21 protein-coding genes are annotated in these 24,088 nt (G+C 69.8%); 17 read left to right on the top strand and 4 right to left on the bottom strand.

Translation table 11 applies throughout. The features are described from left to right. Positions 1-447 precede the first annotated feature (447 nt). Both acs and COA07_RS11240 read left to right on the top strand, forming a co-directional pair. Positions 448-2,382 (top strand): acetate--CoA ligase, encoded by a 1,935-nt coding sequence (acs, locus tag COA07_RS11245; protein WP_066712667.1) that lies wholly within the window; start codon positions 448-450, stop codon positions 2,380-2,382. A gap of 79 nt (positions 2,383-2,461) precedes the next feature. Beyond that, complete coding sequence (locus COA07_RS11240; RefSeq protein ID WP_066712664.1) at positions 2,462-3,319, top strand: glucose 1-dehydrogenase; 858 nt, start codon at positions 2,462-2,464, stop codon at positions 3,317-3,319. Between the two features lie 33 nt (positions 3,320-3,352). On the opposite strand, the gene serB is transcribed toward COA07_RS11240, so the two are convergent. Then, positions 3,353-4,234, bottom strand: coding sequence for a phosphoserine phosphatase SerB (serB, locus tag COA07_RS11235; RefSeq protein WP_066712661.1), 882 nt, complete (start codon positions 4,232-4,234; stop codon positions 3,353-3,355). Between serB and miaA the strand changes: the two genes are divergently transcribed. The 6 genes from miaA (at position 4,233) to COA07_RS11205 (ending at position 10,389) form a co-directional block, all read left to right on the top strand. After that, positions 4,233-5,171 carry a tRNA (adenosine(37)-N6)-dimethylallyltransferase MiaA gene (gene miaA / locus COA07_RS11230; RefSeq protein ID WP_096640987.1) on the top strand — a complete coding sequence of 313 codons (939 nt, stop codon included), beginning with the start codon at positions 4,233-4,235 and terminating at the stop codon, positions 5,169-5,171. The two genes, serB and miaA, sit on opposite strands and share 2 nt — an antisense overlap. 76 nt (positions 5,172-5,247) lie before the next feature. Further along, the gene (locus COA07_RS11225) at positions 5,248-6,993 is read left to right on the top strand and encodes an acetolactate synthase 3 large subunit (RefSeq protein WP_066712796.1); all 1,746 of its coding nucleotides are present in this window, start codon (positions 5,248-5,250) and stop codon (positions 6,991-6,993) included. 91 nt (positions 6,994-7,084) lie between these two features. Further along, positions 7,085-7,600, top strand: coding sequence for an acetolactate synthase small subunit (ilvN, locus tag COA07_RS11220; RefSeq protein WP_066490939.1), 516 nt, complete (start codon positions 7,085-7,087; stop codon positions 7,598-7,600). A gap of 119 nt (positions 7,601-7,719) precedes the next feature. Next, a complete protein-coding gene (gene ilvC / locus COA07_RS11215; RefSeq protein WP_066712794.1) occupies positions 7,720-8,739 on the top strand; it encodes a ketol-acid reductoisomerase in 1,020 nt (339 codons plus the stop codon). A 147-nt stretch (positions 8,740-8,886) separates the two neighbouring features. After that, positions 8,887-9,702 carry a hypothetical protein gene (locus tag COA07_RS18295; RefSeq protein ID WP_096640985.1) on the top strand — a complete coding sequence of 272 codons (816 nt, stop codon included), beginning with the start codon at positions 8,887-8,889 and terminating at the stop codon, positions 9,700-9,702. 75 nt (positions 9,703-9,777) lie between these two features. Further along, positions 9,778-10,389 carry a YceI family protein gene (locus tag COA07_RS11205; protein ID WP_066709955.1) on the top strand — a complete coding sequence of 204 codons (612 nt, stop codon included), beginning with the start codon at positions 9,778-9,780 and terminating at the stop codon, positions 10,387-10,389. 25 nt (positions 10,390-10,414) lie between these two features. On the opposite strand, the gene COA07_RS11200 is transcribed toward COA07_RS11205, so the two are convergent. Next, entirely contained in the window at positions 10,415-10,807 is a 393-nt protein-coding gene (locus COA07_RS11200) for a BLUF domain-containing protein (protein WP_066709958.1), read from the bottom strand. A 287-nt stretch (positions 10,808-11,094) separates the two neighbouring features. On the opposite strand from COA07_RS11200, the gene leuA reads away from it, so the two are divergent. The 7 genes from leuA (at position 11,095) to COA07_RS11165 (ending at position 19,039) form a co-directional block, all read left to right on the top strand. After that, positions 11,095-12,753, top strand: a complete 1,659-nt coding sequence (gene leuA, locus COA07_RS11195; RefSeq protein ID WP_066709961.1) for a 2-isopropylmalate synthase — start codon at positions 11,095-11,097, stop codon at positions 12,751-12,753. Beyond that, positions 12,750-13,409: an HAD-IA family hydrolase gene (locus COA07_RS11190; protein WP_245842121.1), complete on the top strand. Its 660-nt coding sequence runs from the start codon at positions 12,750-12,752 to the stop codon at positions 13,407-13,409. The genes leuA and COA07_RS11190 overlap by 4 nt, the downstream gene beginning before the upstream one ends. 116 nt (positions 13,410-13,525) lie before the next feature. Beyond that, positions 13,526-13,966: a MarR family winged helix-turn-helix transcriptional regulator gene (locus COA07_RS11185; RefSeq protein WP_066709963.1), complete on the top strand. Its 441-nt coding sequence runs from the start codon at positions 13,526-13,528 to the stop codon at positions 13,964-13,966. Positions 13,967-14,016: 50 nt separating this feature from the next. Continuing rightward, a complete protein-coding gene (locus COA07_RS11180) occupies positions 14,017-15,153 on the top strand; it encodes a nitronate monooxygenase (protein WP_066709965.1) in 1,137 nt (378 codons plus the stop codon). A gap of 36 nt (positions 15,154-15,189) precedes the next feature. Next, a complete protein-coding gene (locus tag COA07_RS11175; RefSeq protein WP_245842120.1) occupies positions 15,190-16,794 on the top strand; it encodes an AMP-binding protein in 1,605 nt (534 codons plus the stop codon). Further along, positions 16,791-17,855, top strand: coding sequence for an acyl-CoA dehydrogenase family protein (locus tag COA07_RS11170; protein WP_066709970.1), 1,065 nt, complete (start codon positions 16,791-16,793; stop codon positions 17,853-17,855). The genes COA07_RS11175 and COA07_RS11170 overlap by 4 nt, the downstream gene beginning before the upstream one ends. Continuing rightward, complete coding sequence (locus COA07_RS11165) at positions 17,852-19,039, top strand: acyl-CoA dehydrogenase family protein (protein ID WP_066709972.1); 1,188 nt, start codon at positions 17,852-17,854, stop codon at positions 19,037-19,039. Before COA07_RS11170 ends, COA07_RS11165 begins: the two co-directional genes overlap by 4 nt. Positions 19,040-19,058: 19 nt before the next feature. Here COA07_RS11165 and COA07_RS11160 read toward each other — a convergent pair whose 3' ends face one another. Both COA07_RS11160 and COA07_RS11155 read right to left on the bottom strand, forming a co-directional pair. Then, the gene (locus COA07_RS11160) at positions 19,059-20,096 is read right to left on the bottom strand and encodes an alcohol dehydrogenase family protein (RefSeq protein ID WP_066709974.1); all 1,038 of its coding nucleotides are present in this window, start codon (positions 20,094-20,096) and stop codon (positions 19,059-19,061) included. Positions 20,097-20,142: 46 nt separating this feature from the next. Then, positions 20,143-20,883, bottom strand: coding sequence for an arylesterase (locus COA07_RS11155; RefSeq protein WP_066709981.1), 741 nt, complete (start codon positions 20,881-20,883; stop codon positions 20,143-20,145). A 23-nt stretch (positions 20,884-20,906) separates the two neighbouring features. On the opposite strand from COA07_RS11155, the gene COA07_RS11150 reads away from it, so the two are divergent. Both COA07_RS11150 and COA07_RS11145 read left to right on the top strand, forming a co-directional pair. After that, a complete protein-coding gene (locus tag COA07_RS11150) occupies positions 20,907-21,581 on the top strand; it encodes an ABC transporter ATP-binding protein (RefSeq protein ID WP_245842119.1) in 675 nt (224 codons plus the stop codon). Next, positions 21,578-24,073 carry an ABC transporter permease gene (locus COA07_RS11145; protein ID WP_096640983.1) on the top strand — a complete coding sequence of 832 codons (2,496 nt, stop codon included), beginning with the start codon at positions 21,578-21,580 and terminating at the stop codon, positions 24,071-24,073. Before COA07_RS11150 ends, COA07_RS11145 begins: the two co-directional genes overlap by 4 nt. Positions 24,074-24,088: the final 15 nt, after the last annotated feature.

Below are 24,088 nucleotides of genomic sequence, written 5' to 3'. Positions count from 1 at the left end.
CATAAATGGATACGTGAAAGACACATGAAACGGCTTAACTTCTAACGACCCCAACGCACCTTGTATGCGCCAGACCCGCAGACCACCGTCCACATGTCCCTTCATCTAAATCACAATGTCAAAGAGCGGCAAAAACCGACGCCCTGTCCCATCCCCTTTTTATCGGGGCGGTCCTAAGCGCCTGCTTTGCTGTGACTTTCGAAGCGTTCCGTGTGGTGCGCCCCGTCGGTGAAGCGGCATATATGGGGCACTTCCAACCCCGTCAACCGATTCGATGACAGTTTTTTGGCGAGGGCGCATTTTTTCTGAAACATGCCCCGCCTGTCCCACCGGCGAGGCACGTCATGCGCGCGTCGCTGGTCTGAACGGTCTGGCGCCTTGACCGTTCCCTGCCGCACACGACACACCTGAATCAGACGACACGAACGTTCGGACCAAGGAGAGCGCATGACCGAGACCCTCTATCCCGCCGCGACGGGGCGAGCCGGCAGCCTGGATCGCGCCGCCTATGAGGCGCAATGGCAGGCCGCAGCGACCGATCCCGACGGCTACTGGCGCGACGAGGCACGCTGCATCGACTGGATCACCCCCTTTACGACCGTAAAGGACACCTCCTTCGACGAGGCGGACTTCCGCATCCGCTGGTTCGCCGATGGATCGTTGAACGTATCGGCCAATTGCCTCGACCGGCATCTGTCCACGCGCGGCGATCAGCCGGCGATCGTGTGGGAAGGCGACGAGCCGGGCGAGACACGCACGCTCACCTATCGCGAACTGCACCGTGAAACCTGCCGCGTCGCCAACGTCCTCAAGGGGCTGGGCGTACGAAAGGGCGATCGCGTCACGCTATACCTGCCGATGATCGCGGAGGCTGCAGCGGCGATGCTGGCCTGCACGCGGATCGGGGCGATCCATTCGATCGTGTTCGGCGGATTCTCGCCCGACAGCCTGGCGAACCGTATTCAGGATTGCGATTCCTCGGTGGTGATCTGCGCCGACGAGGGGTGCCGCGGCGGCAAGCGCATCCCGCTCAAGAAGAACGTCGACAAGGCGCTAGAGCATTGCCCCGGCGTGCGCCACGTCCTGGTCATCCGCCGCACCGGCGGGGACGTGCCGATCACCGAGGGCCGCGACGTATGGCTGCACGACGCACTGGAGGGCGTGTCGGACGACTGCCCGCCGGAGCCGATGAATGCGGAGGATCCGCTGTTCATCCTCTACACCTCCGGCTCGACGGGCAAGCCCAAGGGCGTGCTGCACACCACCGGCGGCTATCTGGTGTGGGTGACCAAGACGTTCCGCGACGTCTTCGACTACCGCGACGGCGAACTGTTCTGGTGCACCGCCGATATCGGCTGGGTCACGGGTCACTCCTATGTCGTCTACGGCCCGCTCGCCAACGGCGCGACGACGGTGATGTTCGACGGCGTTCCCAATTATCCCGATCACGGGCGGCTGTGGGAGACGGTCGACCGCTTGGGGGTCAACATCCTCTACACTGCCCCCACCGCGATCCGCGCGTTGATGCGGGAGGGCGACGAGTGGGTGACGAAGTCCAGTCGCGCGTCGCTGCGGCTGCTGGGCACGGTCGGCGAACCGATCAACCCGGAGGCATGGGGCTGGTACCACCGCGTCGTGGGCGACGGGCGTTGCCCGATCGTCGATACCTGGTGGCAGACGGAGACGGGGGGCATCCTCATCTCTCCCCTGCCCCATGCCACCGATCTGAAGCCGGGGTCGGCGACGAAGCCGCTGCCGGGCGTCCAGCCGCAGCTGGTCGATGCCGAAGGCAAGGTGCTGGAGGGCCCGACCGAGGGCAATCTGGTGCTGACCGACAGCTGGCCGGGGCAGATGCGCACCGTCTGGAACGACCACGACCGCTTCTTCCAGACGTATTTCACGACCTATCCGGGCAAGTATTTCACCGGCGACGGCTGTCGCCGCGATGCCGACGGCTATTACTGGATCACCGGCCGCGTCGACGATGTCATCAACGTGTCCGGGCACCGCATGGGCACCGCGGAAGTGGAATCGGCGCTGGTCGCGCATTCGACGGTCGCGGAGGCGGCGGTGGTCGGCATGCCGCACGAGGTGAAGGGCCAGGGCATCTACGCCTTCGTCACGCTCAACGTCGGCGAGGAGCCGTCGGACGAGCTGCGCGCGACGCTGCGCCAATGGGTTCGCAACGAAATCGGCCCGATCGCCAGCCCCGACGCGCTCCAGTTCGCGCCAGGCCTGCCCAAGACGCGCTCCGGCAAGATCATGCGCCGCATCCTGCGCAAGATCGCGGAGAACGATCTGGGCAATCTGGGCGATACCTCGACGCTTGCCGATCCGGGCGTGGTCGACACGCTGGTGGCGGAGCGCGTGCAAACTGGCTGATGCAGGTCAGGCCGGGGAACGCCGCTCCCCGGCCGCCCATTGGGAATGCGTACCGCAACCCCCGCGAGGACGCTTTCCCATGACCGATTATCCCACCCCGCCCTATCCCGCGCAGCAGCAGGCGATGCCGGGCACGACCGCCGCGATGGACCCGCGCCCCGACCATGGCGAGCACAGCTATGTCGGCCACGGCCGCCTGGCCGATCGGGTCGCGATCGTCACCGGCGGCGACAGCGGCATCGGCCGCGCCGTGGCGCTGGCGTTCGCACGCGAAGGCGCCGACGTCGCGATCTCCTATCTGAACGAGGACGAGGACGCGCACGAAACGCAGCGACTGATCGAGGAGGCGGGACGCCGCGCGCTGTTGCTCCCCGGCGACATCAGTGTCGCCGATCATGCCCGCGCCGTCGTGACGAGGACGGTCGAGGCGTTCGGGCGGCTGGATATCCTGGTCAACAACGCCGCGCATCAGGCGAGCTTCGCGGCGCTGGAAGACATAGCGGACGAGGAGTGGCAGCTCACCTTCGCGACGAACATCCACGCAATGTTCTATCTGGCGAAGGCCGCGCTGCCGCATCTGCGCGCGGGCGCGTCGATCATCAACACCACGTCGATCAACGCCGACAGCCCGAATGCGCAGCTGCTGGCTTATGCCACCACCAAGGGTGCGATCCACAATTTCACCGCCGGGCTGGCGCAGATGTTGGCGGAAAAGAAAATCCGCGTGAATGCGGTCGCCCCCGGCCCGGTGTGGACCCCGCTGATACCGTCGACGATGCCGCCGGAGGCGGTGAAGACTTTTGGGGAGAACACCCCCCTGGGCCGCGCCGCCCAGCCTGCCGAACTGGCACCGGCCTATGTGATGCTGGCCAGCGATGAGGCGAGCTACATCACCGGCGCGACCGTCCCGGTCACCGGCGGGCGTCCGTTCCTGTAACCGACGCGCGCTGATCGGCCAGCGAGCGGCGGCTCAGGCCGCCGCCCACTCCGCCTTCGGCACCCCCTGCGCCCACAACAGCGCCGTCAGGTCGCCATGCTCGATCCGCGCCGCCGCCGCCGCCGCGACCACCGGCTTGGCGTGATAGGCGACGCCCAGTCCGGCGACCTCGATCATCGCGAGATCATTGGCGCCATCCCCGACCGCCAGCGTCGCGGCATCGGCCAGCCCGAGCGCCGCCCGGCGGTCGAGCAGCGTCGCCTTCTTCGTCGCCGCGCCGACGATCGGTCGCGCGACGGCGCCGGTCAGGACCCCGCCGTCGATCTCCAGCACATTGGCGATCGCCTCGTCGAAGCCGATGTCCTGCGCCACCGGCTCGGCGAAGCGCGTGAAGCCTCCCGATACCAGCACCGCCCGCGCGCCCCAGCCGCGCATCGTGCGCACCAGCGTCTGCGCACCCGGCATCAACCGCACCCGTTCGCGCAGGCAATCGTCGATCACGCCGGCATCCAGCCCCTTGAGCAGCGCGACGCGCGCGTCCAGCGCCGCCTCGAAATCCAGCTCGCCGCGCATCGCCGCCTCGGTAATCGCGGCGATCCTGGGCTTGAGCCCCGCGTAATCGGCCAGTTCGTCGATGCATTCGACCGTGATCATCGTCGAATCCATGTCGGCGACCAGCAGCATCTTGCGACGCCCGTCGCGCGGCTGGACGACGACGTCGACGTCCGCGAACGCCCCCTCGAGCGCCGCTCGTGCAGCCTCCGGCGCCAGTTCGAAATGCAGGTCGGCGGCATCGCCCTCGTCGATCCAGTGCAAGGTCGTCGGCGCGCAGCCCGCCGCCGCCAGCCGGTCGTTCGCGTCGGCCACCACATTGGGCGTCAGCCGCCCTGCTGCTATCAGTGTCGCCGTGAACATGTCTTCTCCGGAAAAACCACAGGACCTGCCCCGGGACCTGCCAAGGCTGGCGCTCATCGCAGGGCCGACCGCCAGCGGCAAGAGCGCGCTCGCGATCGAACTGGCGGAGCGGATCGACGGCGTGGTCGTCAACGCCGATGCCAGCCAGGTCTATCGCGACCTGCGCATCCTGTCCGCGCGCCCCTCCCCCACCGACGAGGCGCGCGTGCCGCACCGGCTGTTCGGCCATGTCGACGGCGCCGACAGCTGTTCCGCCGCGCGCTGGGCGGCCGAGGCGCGCGCGGTGATCGGCGAGGCACATGCCGCGGGCCGCGTGCCGGTGCTGGTCGGCGGAACCGGCCTGTACCTGCGCACGCTCATCGACGGGATCGCCCCCGTCCCCGCGGTCGACCCGGCGATCCGCGACGCGGTGCGCGCGCTGCCCGTGGCGCAGGCCCACGCCGCGCTGGCCGTGGAGGACCCCGCCGCCGCCGCGCGCCTCGCCCCCGCCGACACGACGCGCGTCGCCCGCGCGCTGGAGGTGGTGCGCTCGACCGGGCGCCCGCTCGCCGCGTGGCACGCGCAGCGGGAGGGCGGTATCGGCGGCGCGGTCGACCTGCGCGCCCTTGTCCTGCTGCCCGACCGCGAGGAACTGATGCGTCGGTGCGACGCCCGGCTGGCGGCAATGTTCGGCGACGGCGCGGTCGAGGAGGTCGCCGCGCTCATCGCCCGCGCGGACGTGCCCGCCGACGCCCCCGTCCGCCGCGCGATCGGCGTGCCGGAGATCGCCGCGATGCTGGGCGGCACGCTTTCGCGCGATGAGGCGCTGGCGCGGGCGCAGCTCGCCACGCGGCGCTACGCCAAGCGGCAATATACCTGGTTCCGCCACCAGCCGCCAACGGACTGGCAACGCAGCACATGCAGCAATTCGCAATTTTATTTCACACAAAGCGGTTGACGCGTAACTTTCGATGCCGTAGCGCGCCGGCTCCGCAGCGGCTACAGACGCCGCTGCCGTGTTGAGGAGACGTGACGTGACCGAGAAGAGCGGAGCAGACATCCTGGTCGAGGCGCTGTGCGATCTCGGCGTGGAGGTCGTGTTCGGCTACCCTGGCGGCGCCGTTCTCCCGATCTATGACGCGCTGTTCCGGTCGGGCCGGATCAAGCACATCCTGGTGCGCCACGAACAGGCGGCCACCCACGCGGCGGAGGGCTATGCCCGTTCCACCGGCAAGCCCGGGGTCGTGCTGGTCACCTCCGGCCCGGGCGCGACCAACGCCGTCACCGGGATCACCGATGCGCTGATGGATTCGATCCCGATGGTGGTCATCACCGGTCAGGTGCCGACGACGCTGATCGGGTCGGACGCCTTTCAGGAGGCGGATACCGTCGGCATCACGCGCCACTGCACCAAGCACAATTACCTGGTGAAGGACCCCGCGCGCCTCGGCCCGGTGATCCATGAGGCGTTCCATATCGCCACCTCCGGCCGCCCCGGCCCGGTGGTGGTCGACATCCCCAAGAACGTGCAGGTCGCCACCGCGAAATATCAGAAGCCCGGCCCGATCCAGCACAAGACCTATCGCCCGGCGCTGAAGGCGGATCGCGCCGCGATCGAGCAGGTCGTCGACATGCTCGCCGCGGCGGAGCGCCCGGTGCTGTATACCGGCGGCGGCGTCATCAACGCCGGCCCGGCCGCCTCGCAGCTGTTGCAGGAACTGGCGCGGATCACCGGTGCGCCGGTCACCTCGACGCTGATGGGCCTTGGCGCCTATCCCGCCAGCGGCCCGGCGTGGCTGGGCATGCTGGGGATGCACGGCACCTACGAAGCCAATATGGCGATGAACCAGGCCGATCTGGTCGTCGCGATCGGATCGCGCTTCGACGATCGGGTCACCGGGCGGCTGGATGCGTTCAGCCCGAACAGCCGCAAGGTCCATATCGATATCGACCGGTCGAGCATCAACAAGACGGTGCGTATCGACCTGGCGATCGTCGCCGACGCCGGTCACGCGATGGAGGACATGGTGCGCGTGTGGAAGGCGCGCCAGCATCCCAAGCCCGACACCGCGAACTGGTGGCAGCGGATCGGCGAATGGCGGGCGAAGAAGTGCCTGTCCTTCCCCGAATCGACCAAGGAGATCATGCCGCAGCGCGCGATCCGCGCGCTGTGGGAGGCCACACACGCGCGCTCGCCGATCATCACCACCGAGGTCGGCCAGCACCAGATGTGGGCCGCGCAGCATTTCGACTTCGACCTGCCCAACAAGTGGCTGACCTCCGGCGGGCTGGGCACGATGGGCTATGGCCTGCCCGCCGCGATCGGTGCGCAGCTGGGCAACCCCAAGGCGCTGGTGATCGACATCGCGGGCGAGGCGTCGATCCAGATGAACATCCAGGAACTGGCGACGGCGACGCAATATCGCCTGCCGGTGAAGGTGTTCATCCTCAACAACGAGTACATGGGCATGGTCCGCCAATGGCAGGAGCTGACCTATGAAAGCCGCTATTCCGAAAGCTATTCGGATGCGCTGCCCGATTTCGTGAAGCTGGCCGAGGCCTATGGCTGGAAGGGCATCCGGATCGAGACGCCCGACCAGCTGGAGGCGGGGATCGCCGACATGCTGGCGCATGACGGGCCGGTGATGGTCGACTGCATGGTGGCGAAGCTCGCCAACTGCTTCCCGATGATCCCCTCGGGCGCCGCGCATACCGAGATGATCCTGCAGGCCAACGAGGTATCGGGCACGATGGACGACGAGGCGAAGGCGCTGGTCTGACCCCGTCGTCGCCCGGCGACCGCCGGGCATCGCGACGCCCATGATTCCCCAGCAACAGGGAGATTCCGGCCTTGGCCGGGATGACGTGAGAATGCACATCAGCGAAGAGAAGGCCGAACGCCACACGCTGGCGGTGATCGTCGATAACGAGCCGGGCATCCTGGCGCGCATTGCCGGTCTGTTCACCGCGCGCGGCTACAACATCGAAAGCCTGACCGTGTCGGAGGTGACCGCGGACAAGGCGGTCAGCCGGATCACGATCGTCACCAGCGCATCGCCCGCGACGCTGGAGCAGATCGTCGCGCAGCTCGACCGGCTGGTGCCCGTCCACCGCGTCCACGATCTGACCGCGGAGGGGCCGCATGTCGAGCGCGAGCTGGCGCTGGTGAAGGTGCGCGGTACCGGCGACCACCGCATCGAGGCGCTGCGCCTGGCCGACGTCTATCGCGCGCGCGTGGTCGATGCGACGACCAGCAGCTTCGTGTTCGAGGTGACCGGCGGGATCGAGAAGATCGACAAGTTCGTCGAGCTGATGGGCGAAGTCGGCCTGATCGAGGTCGCGCGCACCGGCATCGTCGCCATCGCCCGGGGCAAGGACGCGGCGTAGGCAATAGGTTTTAACCGTCACCCCGGCGGAGGCCGGGGTCCAGAACCACAAGCGCCGCCGTCCGCGGCTTTGGATCCCGGCCTTCGCCGGGATGACGATCGGCAAGAGGAAAAGGGAATATGAAGGTCTATTACGATCGCGACGCCGATCTGAACCTGCTCACCGGCAAGAAGATCGCCATCGTCGGTTACGGCTCGCAGGGGCATGCCCATGCGCAGAACCTGCGCGATTCGGGCGTGAAGGACGTCGCGATCGCGCTGCGCGAGGGGTCGGCCACCGCGAAGAAGGCCGAAGGCGCCGGCTTCAAGGTGCTGAGCAACAAGGAAGCCGCCGCCTGGGCCGACATCATCATGATCCTGGCCCCCGACGAGCATCAGGCCGCGATCTGGGAAAACGACCTGAAGGGCAATGTGCGCCCCGGCGCCGCGCTGGCGTTCGCGCACGGCCTCAACGTCCATTTCGGGCTGATCGAGGCGCCGGCCGACATCGACGTCATCATGATCGCCCCCAAGGGCCCGGGCCACACCGTGCGCAGCGAATATGTGAAGGGCGGCGGCGTGCCGTGCCTGATCGCGGTGCAGCAGGACGCCAGCGGCAACGCGCACGACATCGCGCTGGCCTATGCCTCGGGCGTGGGCGGCGGCCGTTCGGGCATCATCGAGACGAACTTCAAGGAAGAGTGCGAAACCGACCTGTTCGGCGAGCAGGCGGTGCTGTGCGGCGGCATCACCCACCTGATCCAGGCCGGGTTCGAAACGCTGGTCGAGGCGGGCTACGCGCCTGAAATGGCCTATTTCGAGTGCCTGCACGAAACCAAGCTGATCGTCGACCTGCTGTATGAAGGCGGCATCGCCAACATGCGCTATTCGATCAGCAACACCGCCGAATATGGCGACATCACCACCGGCCCGCGGATCATCACGGACGAGACGAAGAAGGAGATGAAGCGCGTGCTGGCCGACATCCAGTCGGGTCGCTTCGTCAAGAACTTCGTCCTCGACAACCGCGCCGGCCAGCCCGAGTTGAAGGCGGCCCGCAAGGCTGCCGAGGCGCACCCGATCGAGAAGACCGGCAGCGAACTGCGCGCGATGATGCCGTGGATCGGCGCCAACAAGCTGGTCGACAAGGAAAAGAACTAAGGCGACGGGCGGCACGCCAAGCCGGGGCTTCGGCCCCGGCCTGGCGGGGTCCGACGCCCGACCGTCCCCCGTGTCGCCCCCCGCATGACGGCTTTGTAATCCGAAGCCCGATTGCCCCCATTCGCGCCGCCATGTATCGCGCGCGCCATGCGGACGGCGACGTACCGAAATTCGTCGTACAGCGCGCGCGCCGATGCCGGCAGCCGGGGTGCGTCGATCCTGCTGGCGCTGGGGATCGCGGCGCTGATCGTCTGGGCGCTGCTGCGGCTCGGCTTCTTCGTTCCGGGTGACATCGGCGACGGGCGCCGGCTGTCGACCTTCGACGTGACGAATGTGGGAGAGCGCCCACAGCCCCCCAGCCAGAAGAAGGCCGAGCGCCGCGAACAGCGCCCGCCCGCGGCGGCACGCGACCCCGCCCCAACGCCGCCGCGCCCGGCGCCTGCCCCGCCGCTGCCGGTGCCGCCCGTGCCGCTCCATTTGCCCGGCGTGCTGATCCTCAGCCGCGCGGACTATGCCGCCGCCGACGTGTCGCGGATCAAGGGCACGCCCGCCCCGGATCGCAGCGCCGCGCAGGATACGCGCACCGCCGATTCCGCGCCGATCGGGCGTGGGCCGGGCGGCGCGGACATCTACATGGGCGACTGGTTTCGCCGCCCCACCCCGGCAGAGATGCGCCCGTACCTGCCCGCGCGGATGCAGAGCGGCTATGGCGTGATCGTGTGCCGCACCGCGCCGCGGATGCGCGTGGAGGATTGCCGCGAAATGGGCGAGACCCGCGGCAGCGGCCTGTCGCGCGCGGCGCGGCTGGCATCGTTCCAGTTCCTGATCCGCCCGCCATCGATCAACGGCAAGCCGGTGATCGGCGCGCTGGTGCAGATCACCTACAATTTCCGGGTGATCGAGCGCGGTGCGACCGACGCGCCCGGTGGCGGCGACGACGACGGCGGCGACGACACGAAATGAACCGTTTCACGGCTGGTGCTTTCGCTCCCTCGTCCCGCCTGTGATGCAGCGGGACGACAACAGGAGGATGATTCCATGCGTTACGTGATCGCCGCCGCGCTGATGGCGGCTGCCGTTCCCGCGGTCGCCCAGATGGCCGCCGCCCCGGCGATGCCCGGCGCCCCCACCACCCGCGTCGCCGCGGGCACCTATCAGGTCGATCCCGCGCACACCCAGGTGACGTGGGAGGTGAACCACATGGGCTTTTCGATGCTGCAGGGGCAGTTCGGCGCGTCGGGCGGGTCGATCGCCATCGATCCGGCCAAGCCCGCGCAGACCAAGGTCAACGTGACATTCGCCGTCGCCGATCTGTCGGTGACCAGCAGCCAGTTCGCCACGCACCTGAAGTCGAAGGATTTCTTCGACGTCGCCGCGAACCCCAATGCGCAGTTCGTGTCGACGGCGGTGACCCCGCGCGGCGCCAACCGCGCGACGATGACCGGCAACCTGACGATCAAGGGCATCACCAAGCCGGTGACGCTTGACGTGACGTTCGTCGGCGCCGGCACCAATCCGATGACCAAGAAGCTCAATTTCGGCTTCAAGGGCACCGGCACGATCAAGCGCAGCGACTTCGGCCTCGGCATGGCCGTGCCGATCGTTTCTGACGAGGTGAAGCTGACCGTCAACGCCGCCTTCACCGCCTGAACGGAGACGCGGCGCTTCGCCCGGATCACGCCGCGCGGTGGATCCGGGCGAGGCCTTCGAAGGTCGCGCGCACCGACGGCGCGGCGCGCGCCAGCAGATGGTCGATCCGCTCCAGCAGCGCCTCGCCATCCGCGCCCGGCGCGCGCTCCGCCATCTCCCACGGGCCGAACTCGCGTTCGGCGACGTCACGCTGCGACAGAACGACCAGCGCGCGGTGTCGCGGGTCGATCGCGATCCGCTGATAGGCCCATTCCACCGCTGCCCGTTCGCCCTCCAGCACCTGCAGGAAGCGTCGCCCGTCGGCGTAGAGCAGCCCCGTCAACCCGTCGCGCGCGTTGTTGCGCCGCGATACGGCCAGCACCGTGTCGCCATCGACCTGCCCGACCGCGCTGCTGATATAGACCAGTTGATATGGCATCGCCCCGCCCTCTCCTTCGCGGAGTTGCTTTTGCTGGCAAACGGTTGAGGCTTTCCTAAACAACTCCTTAATCCAGATCATGCCGGCGATGCGGCGTTCCGGCTGGACAAGCGGGCGCGCGGCGCGCTACCGATGCGCGCGATGACGCTGGCGACCGGCCTCCTGCTTCGACTTACGCGCCCTTAGGCGCGTCACCGCTGCGGCGTGCCCCACGGCCGCGCCGCCCGCGCCTGAGGGTAACGATCCGACCACCGCCGAAGCGCCCTTATCCCGGAAAGCCGACCGTCATGCTGCGCGATCCCTCGACCAAATACCGCCCCTTCCCCGTCATCGACATCCCCGACCGCACCTGGCCGTCGAAGACGATCACCCGCGCCCCGCGCTGGCTGTCGACCGATCTGCGCGACGGCAACCAGGCGCTGATCGACCCGATGGATGCGGAGAAGAAGACGCGGTTCTTCGACCTGCTGGTCAAAGTCGGGCTGAAGGAGATCGAGGTCGGTTTCCCTAGCGCCGGCGCGACCGAGTTCGATTTCATCTCCGGCCTGATCCGCGACGGGCGCATTCCCGACGATGTGGCGATCCAGGTGCTGACCCAGTCGCGCCGCGACCTGATCGAACGCAGCTTCGAAAGCCTCGACGGCGCGACCACCGCGATCGTCCACCTGTACAATGCGGTGTCGCCCGCGTGGCGCAAGATCGTGTTCGGCATGACGCGCGCCGAAGTGAAGCAGATCGCGATCGACGGCGCGAAGGTGCTGCGCGACGAAGCGGCCAAGCGCCCGAACACCCGCTGGCAGTTCGAATATTCGCCCGAAACCTTCTCCACCGCCGAACTCGATTTCTCGGTGGAGGTATGCGAGGCGGTGATGGACGTGTTGCAGCCGACGCCCGACGCGCCGATCATCTTCAACCTGCCCGCGACGGTCGAATGCGCGACGCCCAACGTCTATGCCGACCAGATCGAATGGTTCGGCCGGCACATCCGCAACCGCGACGCGGTGGTCATCTCGCTGCACACCCATAACGACCGCGGCACCGGTGTCGCCGCCGCCGAGCTGGGCATGATGGCGGGCGCCGACCGGGTCGAGGGCTGCCTGCTCGGCAATGGCGAGCGGACCGGGAACTGCGACCTCGTGACCGTCGCGCTCAACATGTACACGCAGGGCGTCGACCCGCAGCTGGACCTCAGCGATATCGACGCGGTGGTGAAGACGGTGGAATATGCCACCAACATCACCGTCCACCCGCGCACCCCCTATGCCGGCGAACTGGTGTTCACCGCCTTTTCCGGCAGCCATCAGGACGCGATCAAGAAGGGGTTCGCCGCGCAGGCCGCGCGCAACGACGATCTGTGGGAAGTCCCCTATCTGCCGATCGACCCCGCCGACCTGGGCCGCAGCTACGAAGCGGTCATCCGCGTCAATTCGCAAAGCGGCAAAGGCGGCGTCGCCTGGGTGCTGGAACAGGACAAGGGGCTGAAGCTGCCCAAGCGACTGCAGGCCGATTTCAGCCGGCATGTACAGGCGCTGGCGGACGAAACCAGCCGCGAACTCAACGCCGCCGATATCTTCGGCGCGTTCGAGCGCGCGTATCTGCCCGGCGAGGCCGACCGGTTCGTGCTGCGCGACTATGAGGAAAACGGTCCCGCGGGCGACCGCGTGTTCGTCGGGCGGCTGGCGATCGACGGAGAGGAACGCTCGATCTCCGGGCGCGGCAACGGCCTCATCTCCGGCGTGATCGCGGCGCTGGCCGACAGCACCGGGCCGACACTCGACGTCGTCGACTATTCCGAACACGCGATCGGCCATGGCGCCGGCGCGCAGGCGGTCGCCTATCTCGAATGCCGCACCGCCGACGGGCGCACCGTCTGGGGCGTGGGGATCGACACCGATATCGCCACCGCCAGCGTGCGCGCCGTTCTGTCGGCGGCGAACCGGACGTGACGCGCAGCTACGCCGCCTTCCTGTTCGACATGGACGGGACGCTGATCGACAGCATCCCGTCCGCAGTGCGTGCCTGGACCGCCTGGGCGCGCCGCCACGCGATCGACGTCGACCTGCTGATGCGCCACATGCACGGCGTGCGCGCGATCGAGACGATCCGCCGCTTCGCCCCCGCCGGCGTCGATGCCGAGGCGGAATTCGCCGCGCTGCTTCAGGCGGAAATGGACGATGTCGCCGACGTGGTGGCGCTGCCGGGCGCCGCGGAGTTCGTCGCGGCGCTGCCTGCGGACGGCTGGGCGATCGTCACCTCCGCCCCACTGGCGCTCGCCGAACGGCGCCTCGCCGCCGCCGGCCTGACGTCGCCGGAGGTGATGGTCACGGCCGAGGACGTGACGAACGGAAAGCCCGCACCCGACGCCTTCCTGCTCGCCGCCGACCGGCTGGGTGTCTCGGCCGCCGATTGCCTCGTGTGGGAAGACGCGCCGGCCGGCATCGCCGCTGCCGAGGCGGCCGGCGCCGACGTTATCGTGGTGACCGCCACCCACGCGCATCCGATCGACACGCGCCACCCGCGGATCGTGGATTATCGCGCGCTGACGGTGCGCCGCGACGACGGCGGGCTGTTGCGGGTTCTGGACGCCATTCCCGCGCGCTGACCAGAGCCGGGAGCGACAGCGCGGGCGTCCCAACGCTCGCGTTCGCACTGTTGTAGACCATCATCGCGACAGGCATGGTCGCGACCGCTGACGCCCCGCTGTCAAAGGTTTGAAACGTGACCGACCGTCGATCCATCCTGGCTGCGCGGCTGGTCATCGTCCTGTTCCGCGCCTTCGAACAGGCGGCGCGCCATGCCGACCTGACGATCCCGCAATTCCGGTTCATGCTGATGCTGCGGCGGGGACCGCGGCGGGCGAGCGAACTGGCGGCATCGTCGGGGATCGGCCGCCCCACCGCCTCCGCGCTCATCGGCGAGATGGAACGTCGCGGCCTGATCTATCGCCGGCGGGACGAGGCCGACGCGCGGGCCGTGGAACTGCGGCTGACGGAGGATGGCGAACGGCGCTTCGCCCGGCTGGACGAGGCGCTGGCAGGCGTATTCGAGACGCATCTGCCGGATGCGGAGCGCGAGGCGATCCTGGACGGCTTCGCGGCAATGGCGCTGTTCATCGACGAACGCGGCAAACGGCGCCCGCCCCCCGAACCTACCGATTGACTTAGTTAGGGCCACGAACTATTCGTCTCCCTAACAATAGGAGAGGCGCCATGAAGTCGCGGCTGTGCGAGATGCTCGGGATCGAGTTTCCGCTGTTCGCCTTCAGTCACTGCCGCGACGTCGTCGCCGCGGTCAGCCGTGCGGGCGGGTTCGGGGTGCTGGGCGCGACCATCCACACGCCCGAAACGATCCATGAGGAGTTGGACTGGATCGATCGCCATTGCGACGGCAAACCCTATGGCATCGACGTGCTGGTGCCCGAAAATCTCGCGACTCGCGGCGAGCGGGGTGTCACGACGCGCGCGCTGGAAGGCCGCATTCCCGACGCGCACCGCGCCTTCGCGGCAGGGTTGCTGGCCGATGCCGGGGTGACACGGCGGGCGGCGTCGGAGCGGACGGGGGATATGCCGCAGCCGTTCGATCCCGACAATGCGCTGCGCACGCTGGAGGCGGCGTTCGAGCATCCGATCAAGCTGATCGCCAATGCGCTGGGGGTGCCGCCGCAGGAGATGATCGACATGGGGCGGGCGCATGGCGTCCCGGTGGCGGCGCTGGCGGGGGCGAAGGAACATGCGCTGCGGCTGGCCGCGTCGGGGGTTGACATCATCGTCGCGCAGGGCACCGAGGCGGGCGGGCATTGCGGTGAGGTGAGCACGCTGGTGCTGGTACCGGAGATCATCAAGGCATTGGGAAGCGACCGGAATATCCCCGTCCTTGCGGCCGGCGGGATCATGACGGGCGAGCAGATGGCCGCGGCGATGGCGATGGGCGCGGCGGGCGCGTGGACCGGATCGGTATGGCTGGCGACGACCGAAAGCGAGACGTCGCCGGTGTTCCGCGAGAAGATGATCGCGGCGACCAGCCGCGATGCGGTGCGGGTGCGCAGCCGGACGGGCAAGCCCGCGCGCCAGTTGCGCTCCACCTGGACCGATGCGTGGGAGCGGCATCCCGACAGCCCGGGCGCGCTGCCGATGCCGTTCATGAGCCTGATCAGCGAAGGTGCGTTGCGGGCCGCGGACGCCGCAGCGCAAGGTGGGAATGCGAAAGCGCGCGATCTGGTGACCTATTTCGTGGGTCAGGGCGTGGGTCTGGTCGACGATGTGCGCGGTGCGGGGCAGGTCGTGCAGGACTTCAAGACGGGTTATATCGAGGCGGTGGAGCGGCTGAACGACCTGATCGCGGAGTAAAAGCGCGAACAGGCGCAGCGGAGAGGACAGAGCATGATGAACATGGGCGACATGCTCGACACGATCGCGGCACGGATCGACCCGGGCGCGATCGCGATCATCCATGGCGAGCGCACGCTCACTTGGCCGCAGCTGTCGGCGGCATCGAACCGGCTGGCGCGCGCGGTACGCGACGGCGGCGCGCAACCGGGCGACAAGCTGGCGATCTACCTGCGCAACGGGCCGGAATATCTGATCGCGCTGTGCGCCGCGCTGAAGGCGCGGCAGGTGCCGGTCAACGTCAACTACCGCTATGCCAGCGAGGAACTGGCGTATCTGTTCGACAATGCCGATGCGCGGGTCGTCGTCTATGGCGGCGAGTTCCGCGTGCGGATCGCCGAGGTGCGCCCGCGGCTGGACGCGAGCATTCAGTGGATCGAGGCGGGCGATACACCGGCGGCGGACGGGGCCGCATCGTTCGGCGATCTGACCGGCGGCGGCGACGGATCGCCACTGGGGATCGAGCGGTCGCCCGACGACCTGTTCTTCATCTACACCGGCGGCACCACCGGATCGCCCAAGGGGGTGATGTGGCCGCAGGGCGACCTGCGCGGGCTGATGGTCGCGGGCCTGCGCGGATCAATCGCGGTGCCCGACACGCTGGACGATCTGGCGGCGTTCGTGGCGCAGCATGCGCCCACCACCCGCGCGGTGGTGGCGCCGCCGCTGATGCACGGCACCGGGTTAATCGTCGCGCTGAACGCGCTGCTGCTGGGCGGCAGCGTCGTGACGCTGGAAAGCCCCGGTTTCGACGCCGCCGAGATGCTGCGCGCGATCGACCGGCACCGCCCCGACACGCTGGTGATCGTCGGCGACAGCTTCGCCCGGCCGCTGCTGCGCGAACTGGTGGAACGGCCCGCGGGGTACGAGCTGGGCAGCGTCACCACGATCACCTCGTCGGGGGTGATGTGGAGCCTGGAGGTCAAGCGGGGGCTGCTGGACTTCATGCCCGGCGCGCAGCTGAACGACGTGCTGTCGTCGTCGGAGGCGCTGGGACTGGGCGCATCGGTGATGACCGCGGGCGGCGAGGTGGCGACCGCGCGCTTCGCGATCGGCGCGCGCTGCCGCGTGATCGGCGAGGACGGGCGGTTCATCGAAAACGGCACGGCGGGACGCGGGATGCTGGCGCTGGGGCCGCCCAATCCGCTGGGCTATTACAAGGACCCGGAGAAGAGCGCGGCGACGCTGCGCGAGATCGACGGACAGCGATATTGCATCCCCGGCGACTGGGTGGACGTCGCAGCGGACGGCACGCTGACGTTCCTGGGCCGCGGCAACGCCTGCATCAACACCGGCGGCGAGAAGGTGTTCGCCGAGGAGGTGGAGGAAGTGCTGAAGCGGCATGCGGCGGTCGCCGACGCGCTGGTCGTCGGCGTGCCCGACGAACGCTGGGGCAATGCGATCGTGGCGGTCGTCACCCCGCCGGCGGACGGTTCGCTGGACGAAGAGGAACTGCGCGGCCATGTCCGCGCGCATCTGGCGGGATACAAGGTGCCCAAGGCGATCGTCGCCGCCACCGTCCCGCTGCGCGCCGCCAACGGCAAGGCGGATTATGCGACCGCCCGCACCCTTGCGATGGAAAGCTGGAGCGCGCTGACATGACCGACACCCTGTTGCGCCCTGCCCCGCCGGCCGCGCTGACCCACGAGGAGCGATCCGCGCTGATCGACAGCGTGCGGCGGCTGCTGGCCGATCGCTGCACCGAAGGCGACGTGCGGCGGATCATCGACAGCGACAGCGGGCATGACCCGGCGCTGTGGCGCGCGTTGGTCGATCTGGGCATCGCCGGGCTGACGGTGCCGGAGGCGCATGGCGGCGCCGGTCTGGGCGCGACCGAGCTGGAACTGGTGATGGAGGAAGCGGGCGCGGTGCTGCTGCCCGCGCCGCTGGTCTCCGCCGCGATCGCCGCGACGCTGGTCCCCGACCTCGACGGACTGGCGACGGGCGAGCGGATCGCGGCGGTCGCCTTTACCGGGCGGCACGGCTGGACCGGCCGCGATACCGTCACCGTGGCGGGCGGGCGCGTGACCGGCACCGCGCGCTTCGTGGCGGATGCGGCGATCGCCGACACGATCCTGGTCGCCGCCGACGAGGGCGTCTTCGCGGTCGAGGTCGCGGATGCGCGGATCACCCCCCTGCCCGTCTTCGACCGGACGCGGCGGATGGCGGACGTCGCCATCGACGCACCCGCGCGACAGGTGGCGGATGCCGGCGTCATCGCCAAAGCGCGCGACATCGGCGTCGTCGCGCTGGCGGGCGAGCAGGCGGGCGGCGCGCGGCGGATGCTGGAGATGACCGTCGCCTATGCGCGCGATCGCCACCAGTTCGGCCGCGCGATCGGCAGTTTCCAGGCGATCAAGCACATGGCGGCCGACCTGTTGCTGGAAAGCGAATCCGCGACCTCCGCCGCGCGCGACGCCGCGCGGCAGCTGGCGGACGGCAGCACGACCGCAGATGCGGCGGTGGCGCTGGCCGCGTTCGCCTGTGCCGATGCGTTCGTACGCGTGGCGAAGGACGGCATCCAGATGCACGGCGGCATCGCCTTCACCTGGGACCATCCGGCGCATCTGTACCTGCGGCGCGCGCGATCGGGGGCGCAGCTGTTCGGCGACAGCGACCGGTGGCGCGACCGCTATCTGGCCGCACTGGAGGCACAGGCATGACCGACGACGAACTGCGCGCCGAGGTGGAGGCATGGTTGGCCGAGCATTGGCGCGGCCTGCCCGCCCATCACGAAAGCTTCGGCCGCGATCCGCGCAGCGCGTGGCTGGCCGAGGTGCGCGACGCCGGCTGGGCGGTGCCGCGCTGGCCGACCGACCGCTGGGGCCGCGGACTGTCCAACGATCAGGCCAAGATCGTCGAGCGCGCCTTTGCCGCCGCCGGCGCGCCGGGCGCGGGGCAGGACCGCACCAATCTGTGGGCCAATACCGCACTGGCGCACGCCACCGAGGGTTTCCGCGGTCAGATCGTCCCGCAACTGCTGGCCGGGGAAGTGGGCATGTGCCTGCTGTATTCGGAACCGGGCGCCGGATCCGATCTGGCGGCAATCCGCACCCGCGCCGACAAGGTGGACGGCGGGTGGCGGGTGACCGGGCAGAAGGTGTGGACCAGCGGCGCCGCGGTCGCCGATTACGGGATGCTGATCGCACGCACCGACTGGGACGTCCCCAAGCATCGCGGGATCAGCTTCTTCTTCCTGCCGATGAAGCAGCCGGGGGTGGAGGTGCGCCCGCTGCGCCAGATCACCGACGAGGCGCATTTCAGCGAGGTGTTCATCACCGAGGCCTTCGTCCCCGACGACCATCTGCTGGGGCCGCTGAACGGCGGCTGGGGCGTGTTGCAGACCGCGCTCGCCTACGAACGGTCGGTGATGGGCGATGCGGCGCGCGGGCCGCGATCGGGCGCGGGCGGGCCGAAGGGCGATTATTCGCTGCTGGGGCTGGCGCGCGAGGCGGGGCGGATCGACGATCCGGTGGTGCGCCAGCAGGTGGCACAGGCGATCGCGTGGCGCGCGCTCAACCGGCTGAACACCGCGCGCGCCAAGGCGGAGCTGGCGCAGGGCACGTCGTCCCCGATCATGTCGCTGGGCAAGCTGGCGATGAGCCGCATCCTGCATGAGGAGGCGCGCGTGCGCACCCTGCTGCTGGGGGCCGAAAGCCTGTTGCAGGGGCCGGACCATCCGCGCGCGGAGGACGCCAATTTCCTGACGCTGAACGCCTATTTCACCTCGATCGGCGGGGGTACCGACCAGATCCAGCGCAACATCATCGGCGAGCGGGTGCTGGACCTGCCGCGCGAGCCGGAGGTGGACCGCACCCTGCCCTTCCGCGAGGTGCGCGCGGGGTAACGCGCGCACCTCGGCGGGATCAGGCGGTCAGCACCATCTTGAGCGCGCCTTCCTCGCGCCGGTCGAACAGGCGATAGGCATCCTCTCCGTCGCTGAGCGGCAGGCGGTGGCTGATATAGCGTTCGGGGCGCAGCCGCCCGGCGCGCACCAGCGGGATCAGCGCGGGCCATTCCTCCGGTACCGAACACGTCCCGGTGCGGAACGTCAGCCCGGCGGCGAAGGCACGTTCGAGCGGGAAGGCGTAGCGGCGCGATTGCTGGACGCCGATCACCGACACGGTGCCGCGCGCCCGGACCAGCCGCAACGCCATGTCGACGGTGGCATCGCCGCCGACCACCTCCACCACGCTGTCCACTTTGCGCCCGCCGGTCGCCTCGCGGATCGTGTCCAGCGCGACCTCGGGGTGGAGCGCGATGGCGCCGGCCGCCTCGGCCAGCGCGCGGCGTTCGGGGATCGGATCGATCGCATAGACGACACCCGCGCCCATCACCCAGGCGCTTTCCACCGCCATCAGCCCGATCGGCCCCAGACCGATGATCGCGACGGATCCGCCCGGCCGCACATCGGCATTGCGCACCCCGAACCACGCGGTCGCCAGCGCGTCGGTCATCATCAGCGCCTGATCGTCCGATATGCCGTCCGGGATGCGCCACGCATTGGCATCGGCGGCGGGCACGCGGAACGCCTCCGCCTGGACGCCCTGCAATGCCGCGGACAGGCCGTAGCAGCCGCCCTGGCCGTTGTCGCAATGGACGACGTCGCCCGACAGGCACGACCGGCACGCCCCGCATCCCACCGCGGCGGGGACCATCACCTTGTCGCCGACCTTCAGCTGCTGCACGCCGCGGCCGATCTCCACCACCTCGCCCACCGCCTCATGCCCGACGCAGAAACCGATATCGTCGGAAAAACCGTGGCCGTGGTAGATGTGCAGGTCGCTGCCGCAGATGCTGCACGCGGTCATCCGGATGATGGCGTCGCGGTCGCTGGCCAGCGTCGGATCGTCCATCGTGTCGTAGCGGATGTCGCGCGCGCCGAAATAGCGTAATGCCTTCATGGTCCCGTCCTCTCCCGCTGCGGCGTGTGCGCCTGTTCGCGGGTGACTATGGCCGCTGCGGCGCGGTGGCGCTACCCGGCAGCGCCGCCAGCCGCCGCTCGACCAGCGGCGCCAGCCGGTCGGCGACCCGCCCGACGCCGCGTGCATTGGGGTGGACGCCGTCGGGCAGCATCAGCTGGCGATTACCCAGAACGCCCTGCAGGATGAACGGATCGAGCGGAGCGTCGTACCGCCGCGCCAGATCGGGCCAGATGGCGTTGAACGCGGCGGCGTAATCGGGACCGAGGTTGGGCGGCGCCAGCATGCCGGTCAGCACCACGGGGATGCGCCGCTTCGCCAGTTCGTCCAGCATCGCGGTCATGTTCGCGCGCGTTTCCGCGGGGCTGAGCTGGCGCAGCACGTCGTTGCCGCCCAGCCCTAGCATGACCAGATCGGGCGCCGGCGTCATCCGGTCGAGCGTATAGGCCAGCCGGCGGCGCCCGTCCGCGGTCGTATCGCCGGATACGCCCGCGTTGACCAGGGTCGCGTCCACGCCATGCGCGCGCAGCCGCGCCTGGATCGCATCGGGCAGGCTTTGCCCACGCGACAGGCTGTAACCGGCGTACAGGCTGTCGCCGAATGCCAGCACGATGCGCTTCGGCCCCGACACCGGGACGGTCGCGGCGGGGGCCGCCGCGGGATCGGCGGCGTTGGCGGCGGCCGGCTGATCGCGCGCCGGCGCGTCGCACGCCCCCAGCAACAAGGCTTGGAGAAGGGCGGCGCCCGTCGCATATGTTGTCTTCGTCATCGCCTTCGGGAATCCCCTGCCACATGAGCGTACGCGATATGGTCATCCGCGCGACGGATGTAAGGTTGACGCTGGGCGGCGCCGCCCCGGTCGAGATCCTGAAGGGCGTCGACCTGTCCGTCGCGCAGGGCGAGAGTGTGGCGCTGCTGGGCGCGTCCGGCTCGGGCAAATCGTCGCTGATGGCGATCCTGGCGGGACTGGAGCGGCCGACGTCGGGCGCGGTCGAGGTGGCCGGCGTGGACTTTGCGGCGATGGACGAGGACGGGCTGGCGATCGCGCGGCGCGGGCGGATCGGCATCGTGCTGCAGGCCTTCCACCTGCTGCCCACGATGACTGCGATCGAGAATGTCGCGGTGCCGATGGAGCTGGCCGGCGCCGACGACGCGACGGGGCGTGCGCAGGCGGAGCTGGCGGCGGTCGGGCTGGCGCACCGGCTGGGCCATTACCCGGCGCAGCTGTCGGGCGGCGAGCAGCAGCGCGTGGCCATCGCTCGCGCATTGGCCCCGCGCCCGCGGATCGTGTTCGCGGACGAGCCGACCGGCAATCTGGACGCCGCCACCGGGCAGCGGATCATGGACCTGCTGTTCGAACGGCGCGCGGACACCGGCGCGACGCTGCTGGTCATCACCCACGATCCCGTGCTGGCCCGGCGCTGCGACCGGATCGTCGCGCTGGCCGATGGCCGGATCGCGGCATGAGCGACTGGGCGCTGGCGTGGCGATTGTCGCGGCGCGAGCTGTCGGCGCGGTTCCGCGGGTTGCGACTGCTGCTCCTTTGCCTGTTCCTGGGGGTCGGCGCGCTGGCGGCGATCGGCAGCCTTGCCCAGGCGATCGACCGCGAACTGGCGGCGCGCGGGCGCGTGCTGCTGGGCGGCGACGTGGAATTCGCGGTGTCGCAGCGGCTGGCCGACCCGCCCGAGCTGGCGGCGATGCGTGCGGCGGGCCGCATATCCGAAACGGTGCGGATGCAGTCGATGGCGGTCACCGCCGCGGGCGCGACCGCGCCGGTGCAGTTGAAGGCGGTGGACCGCGCCTATCCGCTGTACGGCCGGCTGACGCTGGCGGACGGGCGGACGGCGGGCGCGCCGCCGGACGACATGGTGTGGATCGGCCGCGCGCTGGCGGAACGGCTGGCGGTGGCACCGGGCGCGACGCTGCGACTGGGCACCGCGACGTTCCGCATCGGCGGGATCATCGCCGACGAACCCGACCGGCTGGGCGAGGGTTTCACGCTCGGCCCGGTCGCGATCGTCTCGCGCGCCGGGCTGGACCGTACCGGGCTGATTCAGCCGGGCAGCCTGTATGCGACGCGCTACCGCATCGCCGCGACCGGCAACCCGGCGGCGATCGCCGAGCGGTTCGAACGCCGTTTCGACACCGCCGGATGGGAGACGAAGACGCGTGATCGCGCATCCCCGGGGGCCAGCCGCTTCGTCACGCGCATGGGCGATTTCCTGACGCTGGTCGGGCTGGCGGCGCTGGTGATCGCCGGGATCGGCATCGGCAACGGCGTCACATCGTACCTGGAGGCGCGGCGCGACACGATCGCCACGCTGAAGATCCTGGGCGCGACATCGGGGATGGTGGCGCGAATCTATCTGCTGCAGCTGCTGGCGGTGTCGATGGTGGGAATCGGGCTGGGGCTGATCGCGGGGATCGCCGCGGTGCCGCTGGCCGGGATGGCGATCAGCGGCGTGCTGCCGGTCGCGCCGGGGCTGACGATCCAGCCGGCGCCGCTGGCGCTGGCGGCGGGATACGGCCTGCTGATCGCGCTGGCGTTCTGCGCGCGCCCGCTGGTGGCGGCAGGGCGCGTGCCGGCGGCGGCGCTGCTGCGCGGCGCGCTCGATCAGCGCAGCGGCGGGGGCTGGCGCGGCATCGCCTGGGGACTGGCGGCGGGCGTGCCGGTCCCGGTGCTGGCGCTGATGACCAGCGCGCGGCCGGGCTTCACCGCCGCCTTCCTGGTGGCGACCGCGGGAGCGCTGGCGGTGCTGGTGGCGATCGGCGCGGCGATCCGCGCCGCAGCGGCACGCGCCCCGCGCCCGCGCCGCCCGCTGGCGCGGCTGGCGCTGTCGGCGCTGCACCGCCCCGGATCGCGCACCGTGTCGCTGGTCGTCGCTCTGGGCCTGGGGCTGACGCTGTTCGTCCTGTTGGCGACGATCCGCACCAGCATCGACGGCAACATCCGCGCATCGGTGCCCGAGCGTGCGCCCGCGCTGTTCGCGCTCGACGTGCCGCCCGAGCGCGAGGCGGCGTTCCGCCGCACCGTCACCGCGATCGTGCCGGGGGCGACGATCGCCACCGTGCCGCTGATGCGCGGGACGATCACCGGTTACGGCACCACGCGCGTCGCCGATCTGGCGACGATCCCGGAGGGCGCATGGGCGTTGCGCGGCGAGCGCGGGCTGACCTTCTCCGCCACGCTGCCCGAGGGCAGCACGCTGAGCGCGGGGCGATGGTGGTCGGCACGGGAGGCAGGCGAGAGCCTGGTGTCCGTGGACGAGCGGCTGGCCACCGCGCTGGACCTGAAGATCGGCGACCCGCTGACCGTTTCGGTGCTGGGCATGGAGCGGACCGCACGGATCGCGTCGTTCCGGCGGATCGCGTGGGAGACGCTGGGCTTCAACTTCGTCATGGTCTTCTCCCCCGGCGCGCTGCGCGACGTGCCGCACAATCTGGCGGCGACGATCGACATGCCCGCCGCCGCCGCGCCGCGCGTCACCGCCGCGCTGCTGCCGCGCTTCCCCTCGACATCGGTGATCGAGGTGGGATCGGTGCTGGCCCAGGTGCAGGACGTGGTGCGCCAGATGGCGACCGCGATCACCGCCGCGGCCAGCGTCGCGGTCCTTTCGGGGATCGCGGTGCTGCTGGGCGCGATCGCGGCGGCGCGCGCGGCACGCAGTTACGACGCGGTGCTGCTGAAGGTATTGGGCGCCACCCGGCGACAGGTGCTGGCGACGCAGGCGATCGAATATGCGCTGCTGGTGAGCGCGGTTGGCATCGTCGCGACGATCATCGGGGTCGGCGGCGGCTGGTTCGTCGTGACGCAGATCTTCGCGTTCGACTGGCTGCCGGACTGGGGGGTGGTGGCCGCGACGCTGGCGCTGGGGGCCGGGGTGACGATGGCGATCGGCGTGGCTGGATCGCTGCCCGTGCTGCGCGCGCGGCCCGCCGCCGCGCTGCGGCGTATGTGAGCGGTCCTAGAAGGG

This window comes from Sphingomonas adhaesiva, assembly GCF_002374855.1.
GTDB lineage: Bacteria > Pseudomonadota > Alphaproteobacteria > Sphingomonadales > Sphingomonadaceae > Sphingomonas > Sphingomonas adhaesiva.
The sequence above is the reverse complement of the archived record's forward strand: the minus strand, read 5'-3'. Positions and strand labels throughout refer to the sequence as shown.

What these genes read in the sequence shown, in the direction of transcription:
- acs (WP_066712667.1), top strand. Translation starts at nt 448, where the DNA reads ATGACCGAGACCCTCTATCCCGCCGCGACGGGGCGAGCCGGCAGCCTG.
- COA07_RS11240 (WP_066712664.1), top strand. Translation starts at nt 2,462, where the DNA reads ATGACCGATTATCCCACCCCGCCCTATCCCGCGCAGCAGCAGGCGATG.
- miaA (WP_096640987.1), top strand. Translation starts at nt 4,233, where the DNA reads ATGTCTTCTCCGGAAAAACCACAGGACCTGCCCCGGGACCTGCCAAGG.
- serB (WP_066712661.1), bottom strand. Translation starts at nt 4,234, where the DNA reads ATGTTCACGGCGACACTGATAGCAGCAGGGCGGCTGACGCCCAATGTG.
- ilvN (WP_066490939.1), top strand. Translation starts at nt 7,085, where the DNA reads ATGCACATCAGCGAAGAGAAGGCCGAACGCCACACGCTGGCGGTGATC.
- ilvC (WP_066712794.1), top strand. Translation starts at nt 7,720, where the DNA reads ATGAAGGTCTATTACGATCGCGACGCCGATCTGAACCTGCTCACCGGC.
- COA07_RS18295 (WP_096640985.1), top strand. Translation starts at nt 8,887, where the DNA reads ATGCGGACGGCGACGTACCGAAATTCGTCGTACAGCGCGCGCGCCGAT.
- COA07_RS11205 (WP_066709955.1), top strand. Translation starts at nt 9,778, where the DNA reads ATGCGTTACGTGATCGCCGCCGCGCTGATGGCGGCTGCCGTTCCCGCG.
- COA07_RS11200 (WP_066709958.1), bottom strand. Translation starts at nt 10,807, where the DNA reads ATGCCATATCAACTGGTCTATATCAGCAGCGCGGTCGGGCAGGTCGAT.
- leuA (WP_066709961.1), top strand. Translation starts at nt 11,095, where the DNA reads ATGCTGCGCGATCCCTCGACCAAATACCGCCCCTTCCCCGTCATCGAC.
- COA07_RS11180 (WP_066709965.1), top strand. Translation starts at nt 14,017, where the DNA reads ATGAAGTCGCGGCTGTGCGAGATGCTCGGGATCGAGTTTCCGCTGTTC.
- COA07_RS11175 (WP_245842120.1), top strand. Translation starts at nt 15,190, where the DNA reads ATGAACATGGGCGACATGCTCGACACGATCGCGGCACGGATCGACCCG.
- COA07_RS11170 (WP_066709970.1), top strand. Translation starts at nt 16,791, where the DNA reads ATGACCGACACCCTGTTGCGCCCTGCCCCGCCGGCCGCGCTGACCCAC.
- COA07_RS11165 (WP_066709972.1), top strand. Translation starts at nt 17,852, where the DNA reads ATGACCGACGACGAACTGCGCGCCGAGGTGGAGGCATGGTTGGCCGAG.
- COA07_RS11160 (WP_066709974.1), bottom strand. Translation starts at nt 20,096, where the DNA reads ATGAAGGCATTACGCTATTTCGGCGCGCGCGACATCCGCTACGACACG.
- COA07_RS11155 (WP_066709981.1), bottom strand. Translation starts at nt 20,883, where the DNA reads ATGACGAAGACAACATATGCGACGGGCGCCGCCCTTCTCCAAGCCTTG.
- COA07_RS11150 (WP_245842119.1), top strand. Translation starts at nt 20,907, where the DNA reads ATGAGCGTACGCGATATGGTCATCCGCGCGACGGATGTAAGGTTGACG.
- COA07_RS11145 (WP_096640983.1), top strand. Translation starts at nt 21,578, where the DNA reads ATGAGCGACTGGGCGCTGGCGTGGCGATTGTCGCGGCGCGAGCTGTCG.